This window comes from Actinopolymorpha sp. B17G11 (genome assembly GCF_040196095.1).
GTDB lineage: Bacteria > Actinomycetota > Actinomycetes > Propionibacteriales > Actinopolymorphaceae > Thermasporomyces.
The window spans coordinates 43,525-55,543 of the sequence record NZ_JBEFTW010000004.1; the positions used below are offsets into that span (position 1 = coordinate 43,525).

General features: G+C 68.8%; 8 protein-coding genes. 5 read left to right on the plus strand and 3 right to left on the minus strand.

Annotated elements, in window-relative coordinates; genetic code table 11:
• The first annotated feature begins 439 nt into the window (after positions 1-439).
• Both ABN028_RS06200 and ABN028_RS06205 read left to right on the plus strand, forming a co-directional pair.
• Positions 440-2,275: an ABC transporter ATP-binding protein gene (locus ABN028_RS06200; protein WP_349695934.1), complete on the plus strand. Its 1,836-nt coding sequence runs from the start codon at positions 440-442 to the stop codon at positions 2,273-2,275.
• The gene (locus ABN028_RS06205) at positions 2,275-4,095 is read left to right on the plus strand and encodes an ATP-binding cassette domain-containing protein (protein WP_349695935.1); all 1,821 of its coding nucleotides are present in this window, start codon (positions 2,275-2,277) and stop codon (positions 4,093-4,095) included. Before ABN028_RS06200 ends, ABN028_RS06205 begins: the two co-directional genes overlap by 1 nt.
• Positions 4,096-4,101: 6 nt before the next feature.
• Here the strand turns inward: ABN028_RS06205 and ABN028_RS06210 are convergent, their stop codons facing one another.
• From ABN028_RS06210 to ABN028_RS06220, 3 genes are all read right to left on the minus strand, one after another.
• Positions 4,102-5,043, minus strand: coding sequence for a Gfo/Idh/MocA family protein (locus tag ABN028_RS06210; RefSeq protein WP_349695936.1), 942 nt, complete (start codon positions 5,041-5,043; stop codon positions 4,102-4,104).
• Positions 5,044-5,271: 228 nt separating this feature from the next.
• Positions 5,272-7,326 carry a glycoside hydrolase family 127 protein gene (locus ABN028_RS06215; protein WP_349695937.1) on the minus strand — a complete coding sequence of 685 codons (2,055 nt, stop codon included), beginning with the start codon at positions 7,324-7,326 and terminating at the stop codon, positions 5,272-5,274.
• A 54-nt stretch (positions 7,327-7,380) separates the two neighbouring features.
• On the minus strand, positions 7,381-8,430 hold the full coding sequence (locus ABN028_RS06220) for a LacI family DNA-binding transcriptional regulator (RefSeq protein WP_349329074.1): 1,050 nt from the start codon (positions 8,428-8,430) through the stop codon (positions 7,381-7,383).
• A 234-nt stretch (positions 8,431-8,664) separates the two neighbouring features.
• Between ABN028_RS06220 and ABN028_RS06225 the strand changes: the two genes are divergently transcribed.
• From ABN028_RS06225 to ABN028_RS06235, 3 genes are all read left to right on the plus strand, one after another.
• Positions 8,665-10,107: an ABC transporter substrate-binding protein gene (locus ABN028_RS06225; protein ID WP_349695938.1), complete on the plus strand. Its 1,443-nt coding sequence runs from the start codon at positions 8,665-8,667 to the stop codon at positions 10,105-10,107.
• Complete coding sequence (locus tag ABN028_RS06230) at positions 10,104-11,072, plus strand: carbohydrate ABC transporter permease (RefSeq protein WP_349329076.1); 969 nt, start codon at positions 10,104-10,106, stop codon at positions 11,070-11,072. The genes ABN028_RS06225 and ABN028_RS06230 overlap by 4 nt, the downstream gene beginning before the upstream one ends.
• A gap of 71 nt (positions 11,073-11,143) precedes the next feature.
• Positions 11,144-12,016: a carbohydrate ABC transporter permease gene (locus ABN028_RS06235; protein WP_349329077.1), complete on the plus strand. Its 873-nt coding sequence runs from the start codon at positions 11,144-11,146 to the stop codon at positions 12,014-12,016.
• The last annotated feature ends 3 nt before the right edge of the window (positions 12,017-12,019 follow it).

Genomic DNA, 12,019 nt, shown 5'->3' on the forward strand with positions numbered 1-12,019 from the left:
TCCTCACCGCCCGGCTGGCCAGACGGATCCCGCGCGTGGTCGCCGTCGACGTGGACGCCCCAGTGCTGGAGCGGGCCCTGGCGCGGTTTCCTGACGCGAAGGTCACCTGGTGCTGTGGTGACGCCTTGACCCAACCGCCCTCGTAGGTCCGACCCCGCGGTCGGGCGGACCTCACAAACCCGCTGCCCTGAGAGCTTCCTCGGTTGGTAACCTGCGCGGCAAGTGGATCCGGGATCTCTGCTCGAGGAGGCATCCGATGGCGGCCCAGCTGGTGACGTCGTTCGATCCCGGGCTCGCCATGACCCTCGCGGTGACGTAGGGACCACGGCCCAGACAACGGGCCTTCCGGACCTCCTGCCAAGGCTGATCTCCGCATTCGCCCGGTGACGGCGTCACGTCCAAGCCCCGTGACGTTTCCGTCCAGCTGGGAGAGGCGACCGTGCGTATTCCCGTTCGTGCGTACTGGCAACTGTTGGCTCGTTATCTCGTCGCACACCGTCGACTGCTTGTTCTGCTCGCGGTGATTCTGTTCGCCGGGATCGGCGTACGCCTGTTGACGCCGTGGTTCGCGGCGCGGTTCATCGATGGCGCCACCGTGGCCGCGCGGTTGCCTGAGCCGGCCGCACGTGAGGCGATGCCCGGACTGGTGGTGTGGGCGGCACTGTTCTGCGTCGGCGGAGTCCTCGACCAGGTGCTGGCCGTGTCGGGCGTCCACCTGGGTGCGCATGTCGCGTGGCAGGCGACGAACCGGCTTCGCGAGGACGTCACCGATCACTGTCTGCGCCTGGACACCGGCTTCCACCACGACCACGGCCCAGGTGAGCTGGTGGAACGCGTCGACGGGGACGTCCGGGAGCTGAACAACTTCTTCTCCCAGTTTGCCCTTGTTCTGTTGGGAAACCTGGCGTTGATCGGCGGCGTGCTGGTCGTGATGCTGGCCGTCGACTGGCGGATCATGGGTGTCTTCGTCGGGTTCACCGCCGGCACGCTCTGGATCCTCAGCCGGGTTCGCGGTGTCGCCGCACCTTCATGGCAACGTAGCCGGGCGGCCTCCGCCGACCTCTACGGCGAGGTGGAGGAACGGTTCGGCGGACTGGCCGACATCCGCGCCAACGGAGCCGGGGAGTACGTGCAGGGGCGGTTCACCTCTCTACAGCGCGCGATGTTCCTGCGTACGCGTGCCGCCGGGATCACCAGCGTGCTCGTCGGCGGGGGCACCGAGCTCCTCATGGTGGTGGGATCGGTCGCGATCCTGGCGGTTGCCGTCGCGCTGTACCGATCGGGCACGGTCTCGCTCGGAACGGTCTTCCTCATGGTGGCCTACACCGCTATCGTCGTCGGGCCGCTGCGTCAGATCATGGGGCAGATCGACGACCTGCAGCGGGCGACGGCGAGCATCGGGCGGGTACGAGAACTGCTCGCCGTCACACCCACGATCTCCTCCGGTCCCGGCGCGGCCTTCGCCGGTGGCGCGGTGGCGGTGGCGGTGGAGGACGTGTCGTTCGGCTATCCCGGCCGCGACACCTCGTCGCCGGTCCTGCATGACGTGACCTTCCGGCTGCGACCGGGTGAGGTGCTCGGCCTGGTCGGGCGCACTGGTGCCGGCAAGACCACGATCGCCCGCCTGCTCCTGCGGTTCTACGACCCCGACACCGGACGGATCACCTTCGACGGTACGGACATCCGACAGGCCCACCTCGACGAGCTCCGAGCGACGGTCGGCGTCGTCACCCAGGACGTACAGGTGTTCCGCACGACGCTGCGCGACAACCTCACCCTCTTCAGACCCGGCCGCGCACCTGACGAGCGGCTTGTGACGCTGCTGCGTGAGGTCGGACTCGGCGCCTGGTACGACCGACAACCCGGCGGGCTCGACACCCTGCTCGCCTCCGGATCGGCGGGCATGTCGGCGGGAGAGGCGCAACTGCTCGCCATGGTGCGGGTCTTCGTCGACGATCCCGGCCTGGTGATCCTCGACGAGCCGACATCACGGCTGGATCCGGCGAGCGAGGCGGTGGTGGAGCGGGCATGGGACCAGCTGTTCGCCGGCCGGACGGGCGTGATCATCGCCCATCGCCTGCGTACGCTCGAACGCGCCGACACGATCCTGGTCCTCGAGCGCGGTCGGATCTCCGAGTACGGTCCGCGGGCGGTCCTGGCGCATGACCCCAGCTCCGCCTACCACCGCGCACTCCTTGCCGGCGGCCTCGAGGGCGTGGAATGTCTCGGTGGTCCTGGACGGGCGGAGCGTGAGCGCTCCGGAGGTGTGCGGTGATGCTCGTCCGACTGTTCACCTACCGCCCGGGTCTGCTGTTCGCGTCCGTCCTCACCTGGACGTTGTCGTCCTGTCTCCCGATCCTGACCGGCCTTGTGCAGCAGGCGATCTTCGAGGAACTGGACCCGAGTGCGTCCGGCCATCTCGACGGCCGGGATCTCGAGGGCCGGGATCTCGAGGGCCGGGATCTCGAGGGCCGGGATCTCGAGGGCCGGGATCTCGTGCTGCTCTTCGCCGCCCTCGCCGTCCTCGCGGTATCCGAACCCGCGCTGGGAGTCCTGTGGTACTGGGTGCACACCACGTTCGAGGGGACGGTGGAGGCACTCGTTCGTACCAACCTGTTCTCGTGGGTTCTCACCACGTCGGGGAGGCGCGGGACCCCGGCATCGCCGGTCACCCTGGTGGGCCATCTCCGCGACGACGTTCCCGGTCACACGTCTCTGGTCAACGAGTGGTACCGGCTCTCGGGGGAAGGGGCGTTCGTGGCGATCGCACTCGTGATCATGCTCGGCATCGATCCGCTGATCACCGTCGCGACGTTCCTGCCGCTGGCCGGTGTTGTGGGGTGTACGCACTGGGTGCGCAGTCGGCTGCCGCGCTTGTGGGGCGAGGCGCGGGAGGCGACCACGGCGGTGACGAACTTCGTCGGCGAGGCGTTCGAGGGGGTGCAGGCGATTCGGGTGGCGGGCGCCGAAACGGCCGTGGTGCGACGCTTCGCGCACCTCAATGACCTCCGCAGGAAGGCCGAGGTCCGCAGCCTCGTCGCGGCGAGGCGGATCGACGCGATCACGGTGGCGACGACCATCGCGGGCCGCGGGCTGGTCCTGCTCATCGGGGCCGGTGCGATGGTCGCGGGCCGCTTCACCGTCGGCGACTTCATTCTTTTCGCGTTCTATCTCGACTGGATGCTCATGCTCCCGCGTCGAATCGGCCGGCTGCTCAGCCAGCGCAGGACCAGCGAGAAGTCCCTGGAGCGGCTGCGCGAGGTCATGGGAACGACACCCGTGTCGACGCTCGTGGCGCATCGAGCCGTCCATCTGAGCGGTCCACGGTCGCAGCCGTCGCCCGCGAGTGTCCACGTGGTCGAGCCGACGGCCAGCCGCCGCGGTCGGACGCGGAGCCACAGCGGCGGTCGGCTGCGAGATCTTGTGGTCACTGACCTCTGCTACCGGCATCCGGAGACAGGTCGCGGTATCTCGGGCGTGAGTCTGCACCTGCGTGCCGGCGCCCTGACGGTGGTGACCGGACCGGTCGGTGCCGGCAAGTCGACGTTGCTCGGGGTCATGCTCGGCCTGCGGGAAGCGCAGTCGGGCGCGCTTTTCTGGAACGGCATGCGGATCGAGGATCCGGCGACGTTCATGGTCCCGCCGAGGGTGGCGTACAAGCCGCAGGTCCCGCGGTTGTTCAGTGAACCGCTGCTCGACACGATCCTGCTCGGCCTCCCGCCGGACGCGGTCGACCTGGAAGCGGCCCTGCGCCGTGCCGCGTTCGAGCGGGACGTCGCCGAACTGGACCGGGGACTCGACACGAGGGTGGGCAGCCGTGGTGTCCGGCTCTCCGGCGGCCAGGTCCAGCGGGCGAGTGCCGCTCGAATGTTCGTGCGTACGCCGGATCTTTGTGTCATCGACGACCTGTCCAGTGCACTCGACGAGGAGACCGAACATCTGGTCTGGGAACGCATGGACGGGGCGCGGGCGGAGGACCGATCGGCGGCGTATCTTGTCGTGTCGCACCGTGCGGCTGTCCTCGGAAGGGCGGACCAGATCGTCGTCCTGGAGGCCGGCTCCGTGGCGTCCGTCTCTCATCCGGACCGGAGGTGAGCGGACTCACGCGTGGGTGAACAGGTCGGTCTCGGCGTTGTCGAGGACCTCCTGTAGGTGCAGGCCGCGCTGGACGTCGAGGCCCCTGGGCTTGCCGGCCGCGACCGCCGCGGCGAACTCCGTGACCATCGTGGCGAACGAGTCCGGCCCGGCCGCCGCGGCGCAGTTGACGAACGCGGCCCCACCGGGCCCGAAGACCTCGACCTCGGCGCGGGGCGGCGTCCCTGCCGTGGCGCACAGCGACGCCTCGCTGAACCGGCCGCCCGCGTGCTCGAGGAGCAGGCCGACCCAGCCGAGCGGGTCGCCGTGGGCGCGTACGCCGACGATCCGGCCGAGTGCCGCGTCGAGCAGGTCGATCAGGTCGGGGCCCTCGCCGAGCAGGACGCCCCGCTCGAACCGCCACGGCTGGGTGCGCTGTCGGTCGTGTGGGTTGGCGGTGACGACCCGTCCACTGCCGCCGAGCGGTCGGGTCCGCGGAGCGGCCATGGCCAGGAACTGCCGGACGGGCTCGGCGTAACGCCAGTCGAGCGCGACCTGGGACACCACTCCCGCGCTGGTGACCGCCACGGCGATCTCCTCGGCTCCAGCGAGGTCGTTCGCGAGAGGTTTCTCCAGCAGAACGGCGCGTCTCGCTCGGGCGGCCGCGGCGGCGAGGTCGGTCTGGACATCCGGGGGAATGGCGAAGGCGACCGCCTCGCAGTGGTCGAGCAGGTCGGCGAACCGGTCGTAGCTGGCGACATGGTGACGGTGTGCGAGCTCACGGGCCGATTCGGGCCGGCGTGACCAGATGCCGGCAAAACGTACGTCGGCGGAGCCAGAGAGCGCCGGGGCATGGACCTCGGCGGCCCTCCGTCCCGCACCGACCAGGCCGATGGTGACGCTCACACCTTCACCATAGGCACGCGCGCCCCGGGTCGGCCCCATCCCGGTGATCATGATCGTGATCATGAAGGTTCCCCGGATGTATGGCCCTCTTTGGCTTCACAGTTCTGTTCTCTTTCATGATCACGAGACCTTGGCGGCCCCATCGCATGATCATGAAGTGGATCCGGGCCAGGAAGGGAAACGGGGCTATCCGTCCGCGAATCCTTCATGATCACGATCATGATCACGGGATGTAGCGGTCGGGCATGGTCACGGGATGTCGCGGTCGGGCATGGTCACGGGATGTGGCGGTCAGGGGAGGAGGGGGAGGAAGACGCGCATAGGGCCGGGCTCGCGGTTCGCCCAGGCGTAGTAGGGGATCGCGGTGAGCTGGACCGGGCGCGTCGCGACGGTCCGGTCCGGGTCGTACGCCCGGTAGAGCGGTCCCTGGTCGGGCTCGACGGCCACGGCCGGCACGGTCAGGGTCACGACGCCACCCAGCAGGTCGCCTGCGTACGCAGGCGTCCAGGACTCGGCGCCGGTGAGCCGGAGGTCCTCCACCGCCACGCCCTCGTGGTCAGCTTGTTCGACGCAGTAGACGAGCGGCCCTCGGCTGATCGCCACCCTGCCGTGCGCGGAAGCGACCCGCGGGTGCGCGGCGACGAGCCTGGTCGACAGGTCGAACTCGATGCGTACGGTGTCGCCCGGACTCCAGACCCGCCGCACCGCAAGGTATCCCGTCTCCCGGCCGGCCTCGAGTAACGCCGCGTCGACCGGCTCGCCGGCCACGTGAACCGCGGCTGAGCCCGCCCATCCCGGCACCGGCACGAACAAAGTGAACTCGGCGCCCGGGCCGCTCTCCCGGCCGGCGTCGCCACCACCGCCATCTCCCGGGGTCACCGTGATGTCAACCCGACCTTGCCAGGGGAGGGCACTGGTGACATCGAGTCGCACGGGCGTACCGTCCGAGAGCCGCAGATCCACCTCACCACCCAGATAGAGCTGGACCCAGACCCCTTCCTCCGACGTGGTGTACGCATAACCCGGCAACGACGCGAGCAGGCGCGCGATGTTAGGTGGACAGCACGCACACGCGAACCAGGGCTGCCGGCGATGGCGCCCACTGTCGGCGAGCGGGTTCTGGTAGAAGAACTCCGTTCCGGACAGCGCCAGGCCCGGCAGGACTCCGTTGTACAGCGCGGTCTCGATCGCGTCCCGGTACCTCGCGTCGCCCGTGAGCAGCAGCAACCGCCACGCGAAGAAGATGACCGCGATGGCGGCACAGGTCTCGTTGTAGGCCCGGTCCGGCAGTTCGTACGCCGCACCGAACGCCTCACCGTCCCACCGTGCGCCCACACCTCCGGTGACGGCTGTCTTGTGTCCCGCGAGGTCCGCCCACCACCGGTCGACGGCCGCCCGCAGTTCCGGATCGCCGGTCTCGAGCAGGACGTCTGCGGCGGCGGCGTAGAGGTAGAGCGCGCGTACGGCGTGCCCGGTCACGGTGTCCTGCTCGCGCAGGGGAGCGTGGTCGAGGAGGTACTCACCGCTGTCAAGGACGCCGCGGCCGCGGGAGTCGAGCTGCCAGGTCGCAAGGCGGAGCCACTTCGGCTCGCGCGTGGTGCGGTAGAGCTCGACAAGTGCCATCTCCAGGCAGGGATGCCCGCAGGTGCCGGGCACCTCGTCGGGCGTGAACCTCGCGAAGACATGCTCACAGGCGCGGATCGCCACATCCAGCAGGGTGCGTTTGCCGGTGGCGCGGACGTGGGCGACGGCTGCCTGCGTCAGGTGCCCGAGGCAGTACATCTCGTGCTTGACGACGAGGTCCGTCCAGCGTTCGGCAGTCCGGTCGGCGGAGAAGTACGTGTTGAGATAGCCGTCGTCGTCCTGGGCGGCGGCGAAGAGCGCGATCAGCTCGTCGAGGTCCTTGCCCGGCTCGGGACGGTCACCCGACTCACCCAGGGGCTCGTCGGTTGGCACGTTCTGCGGATCGCCGCCCGAATCACCACGTGACGCGTTGCTGGGTTCACCCTCTCGGCCACCGGCGGCCAGGATCCATGCCGCCGCCTCGACCCATTTGTAGACGTCGGAGTCGGAGTAGTACCTGCCGTGGAACGGTCCGCCGGTGAGCCCCGCCGCCCGCCGGAAGTTCTCCAGGGCCCCGGTCGACTCGCACAGCTCCTGCTGCGCGGGAACCGTCTCGGTTCGGTTGCGTTCCAGCCGCGGCCCCCAGAAGGCGTCGTCGACGCGGACCGCCCCGACGCCGACCGGCCGCAGCCGGGCGTGCGGGCTCTGCCTCGTGTCGACAACAGGCGTCGTGTCCGCCACCCCGGTCGTGGCGGCAACGGGCGGGTGCGGGTTGGCGGTCACTAGGGCTCCCTCGTGGTCGACGAGTCAGGGCGGGCGCCCCCTGGATTCTTGGGTCTACGCATCGGGCACCAGGGGTGCGTCGCCCACCCACACCGGGTCGTCGCCGGTGCCCGCCGGACACGAGGCCCGGACGGCGAGGGAGCAGGGCAGCCGCCGGATGCCGGGCTCGCGCTCGCCGTCGATCGCCTGCAGGAGGGTGGTGCCGACGATCCGGCCGAGGCGGTAGAGGTTCATGTCGACCGAGGTGAGGGGTGGGCGGGTGGAGGCGGCGAGCAGGGTCCAGTTGTCATAGCCGACCACCGCGATGTCGTCGGGAACGCGGACGCCGAGCACGGTGAGCCCGTCGGCGACGCCCCGCGCGATCTGGTCGTTGCCGCAGAGGATCCCGTCGACGCCGGGCCGCGTCTCGAGCAACGCTCGGGCGGCGTGGTAGCCCGCCTCTTCGCCGAACGGCCCGTGCACGACGTGGGAGTCGGGCAGCTCCCACCCCTTCTCGGCGAGAGCCCGGCGGGCACCGGCGATCCGTTGCCGGACCGCCGCGTACGACGGTGGACCCGTGAGGTGCGCGATCTGCGTACATCCCTGGCGGAGCAGTTGCCGCGCCGCGAGCCAGCCGCCGTGCTCGTCGTCGACCGTGATGCTGGTGGCGCGTTCGTCGTCGGCCGTGGTGTAGGCGTAGACGACGGGAAACGGCAGGTCCCGGCCGACCCGCGGTGCCGGGTCGGTGGCGCGGCCGGTGACGATGAGCCCGTCGACCCGCCGAGCGGTGAGGGCGTCGATGTAGTGCCGTTCCCGGACAGCGTCGCGTCGGGCGTCGCACAGGAGCAGGCTGCAGGTGTCGGCCGACAGGGCGTCTTCGACACCGCCCAGCATGGCGGGCGTGAAGCGTCCGTACCCGTCGCGGGTGAGGAGCCCGACCGTGAAAGTCCGGCCGCTCGTGAGCGAGCTGGCGTTGCGGTTGGCCCGGAAGCCCAGCTCCCGCGCACTCTGGACGATCCGCTCGCGGGTCTCCGGGCGCATCCGGCCCTTGCCGTTGAGGCCCTTCGAGGCGGTGGCCACCGACACTCCGGCGACGCGGGCGACGTCGCGGATCGTTGCGGCCACAGGTCCTCCGGGAAGCCAGATGGGAAAACGGTTTGTCAGTCAGCCGGTTTCCGAGGGTCACCGGTGATCTGTGTGCAACGCAAGCAAAACATCGGGATATCTCGAGTATCGAGACGAAGCGCTCCGCAAGCAAGGATGCGCGTTGAGAAACAGTTTTCCCACCTGTTGAACCGTTGACCGGGTGCTGCCGGCTGTTCTACCTTCGCGGCACCATCCCGTGGCAGGAGTGCGCAGATGAGTCACGCCAGCAGTCACCCGGCCTCCCATGGCAGGTCGATCCACAGCCCTCGGTCCGTTCAGAGTCGCCGGTCGTTCCTGCAGTGGGGAGTCGCCGCTGCCGCCGCGACCGCCGCAGGCCCAGTGCTCGCCGCCTGCGGTGGATCAGACGGAGAGGCCGGTGCGAACGGCCAGATCACCCTCAAGGTGATGGGCTTCGAGGTCAACCCCGAGGAGAAGGGAAGCCCGCTCGACAAGGCGTACAAGAAGTTCCTCGCCGACTTCCAGGCCGAGCACAAGAACATCACGATCGACTCGATCGCCACCCCGCCCGAGTTCGACACCAAGATCATCGTCGATCTCGCCTCCGGCACCGCACCAGACCTGTGGTCGCAGGACGCGTCCAGCCTGGCACCACTCATCGACCGCAAACTGCTGCTCGACATGCGCAGGTGCACCGAGAAGCTTCCGTCGCTCGACACCAAGCGGTTCTTCCCCGCTGTCCTGGACATCCACGAGCAGGAGGACGGCGCGATCTACGGCCTGCCCAACGACTTCACGCCGATGGTCGTCTACTACAACACCGACCTCATCGGCAAGGCGGGCTTGACAGCGCCAACGGCCGGCTGGACCTGGGACGACCAGCTGGAGCTCGCCAAGCAGCTCACCAAGGACGGCAAGGGCCGGACCGCCGCCGACGGCGGCTTCGATGCCGCGGACATCACGCAGTGGGGATACCGCGCCGGCCAGTACGCCTACCAGTGGGTCTACCGCACCTGGCAGAACGGCGGCGACGTCCTCGCGCCCGACCGCTCCACCGCGACCGGCTACCTCGACTCGGCGGCCACTCTCGAAGCCCTGCAGTGGTACGCCGATCTGGTCCTGAAGCACAAGGTCTCGCCCAAGCCGTCGGTCCTCGACTCGATCACCGAGAAGTCCAGCTTCGAGGCCGAGTTCATGGCAGGACGTTTCGCGATGTTCGACAGCGGCCACTGGTCGCTCGTCGGGCTCACGGCGGCGGAAGGTTACAAGCCCGAACTGCTCGGCGTCGCGCCCCAGCCGGCCAGCAAGACCGACGCGACCGTGCTGTATGAGTCCAGCTTCGTGATCCGCCACGACCTGCCGGAGGAGAAGATCGAGGCGGCGGCACGGTTCGTCGAGGCGGCGACCGGCCGGTCGTACCAGGACACCAAGGCCATCACCGGGATCGCGATCGCCGGGAACCAGGAGGCGGCGGAGGCGTCGCTCGCCAACGCCGACTCGCAGTTCGCGGGGCTCGACCCGGTGTTCGTCGAGGCCACCGCCAAGGGTCGGCCGCCGTCGGGATCGCAACTGGCGAAGTACCCCACGATCGAGGGCCTCCTCGACGAGATGATGGATCGCATCCTCGCCGGCGGCGCCGTCGAGACGGAGGCGAAGAAGACCGTCAAGCTCATCGACCAGGAGCTGGACGCCCAGTGACGGTCGCCGACGCCGGAGAGGATACGAGGAGGGAGAGGCAACCGCGCGGCAGGGTTCCAGGACATCAACTCTGGAGGCGGTTCTGGAGCCGGCACAACGAACGCGCGGGCTACCTGTTCATCCTCCCGGCGTCGGCGCACCTCGCGTTGTTCCTGCTGATCCCGATCGGGTTCAGCCTCTACCTTTCGTTCCACGAGTGGAGCACACCGGGTTTCCTCGGCGCTCCGTTCGTCGGGCTGGAGAATTATCGCGACCTGCTCCAGGACGAGCCGTTCTGGCGGGCGATGCGCAACACCGCCACCTACACCGTGCTCTCGGTGCCGCTCGGGATGGCGGTGAGCCTCGCGATGGCGGTCACCGTCAACCGTCGCCTGCCCGGAATCAACGTCTTCCGGGCGATCTTCTTCCTTCCGGTGATCACGTCGTGGGTGGCCGTCTCGGTCGTGTGGATCACTCTGCTCTCCCCGAACGCCGGTGTCGTCAACTACGTGTTCAGCCTGGTCGGCCTGCCACCGCAAGCCTGGCTTGACAACCCACGGTGGGCGATGTTCGCGATCGTCGTCATCACCATCTGGAAGGGCGCCGGATTCCAGATGGTGATCTGGCTTGCCGGCCTGCAGTCGATCCCGACCGAGCTGCTCGAGGCGGCCGCCATCGACGGCGCCAACAAGTGGCGGACCTTCTGGCACGTCACCTTGCCGCTGCTCTTCCCGACGACGTTCTTTCTCGCGGTGACCGGCGTGATCGGCGGCTTCCAGGTCTTCACCCCGATGTACGTCATCACCGAGGGCGGCCCGCTCGGCGCCACCGACGTGGCCGTCTACCACATCTACAAGCGCGCGTTCCAGGAGTTCTCGATGGGCTACGCGTCCGCGCAGGCGTGGGTGCTCTTCGCGGTGATCTTCGTCGCCACCCTGCTGCAGCTGTGGTACGTACGCCGCCGCGGAGAGACGAGCCTGGCATGAGGGAACGGAGGATGGGCGAACGGAGCCTGAGGACACCGAGCCTGAGGGAACGGAGCAGGAGAGGACGCATCGTGACAGGTGAGCAGCGTGGGCTGGCGCGGCTGTGGGACGCGCTCATGCCGCTGCGTACGGTCTTCTTCTACGCCATGCTCGTCTTCATCGCCGCCGGCATGCTCGTACCGTTCCTGTGGATGGTGTCGACGTCGCTTCGGCCACCGGGCACGGCGTTCTCCTATCCGCCGCAGATCCTGCCGACGACCTTCGACCTGCGGAACTACCAGCAGCTCTTCACCCTCGTGCCGTTCGGGCGCTACTTCCTCAACACGGTGCTCGTGACAGTACTCACGGTCGTGGGGCAGGTGGCGTTCTGTGCGACCGCTGCCTATGCGTTCGCGCGGCTTTCGTTCATCGGCCGCAAGGCGTTCTTCGTGCTCTTCCTCGCCACCATGATGATCCCGTTCCAGGTGACGATGATCCCGCTGTTCCTGCTGGTCTTCCAGCTCGGCTGGGTCAACACCTACACCGGCCTGATCGCGCCGGGCATCTCCAGCGCGTTCGGGATCTTCCTGCTCCGGCAGGCGTTCCTCACCATCCCACGCGACTACCAGGACGCGGCCCGGATCGACGGCGCGAACGAGTGGACGGTGTTCTTCCGGATCTTCCTGCCCCTGACGAAGCCGGCGCTCGCGACCGTCTCGGTGTTCGCGTTCATGGGCACGTGGAACGACCTGCTCTGGCCGCTGCTCGTGTCCCGTGACGAGGAGCACCGAACGCTGGAGCTGGGCCTTGCCTACTTCAACGCCTCGTCGTCGGCGTTCCAGCAGCCGAACTGGCCGCTCATGATGGCCGCGTCGGTGGTGGTGCTGCTTCCGGTGCTGGTCGTCTACCTGTTCGCCCAGCGGTACTTCGTCGCCGGCATCGCACTGAGCGGGGTGAAGGGCTGAGCC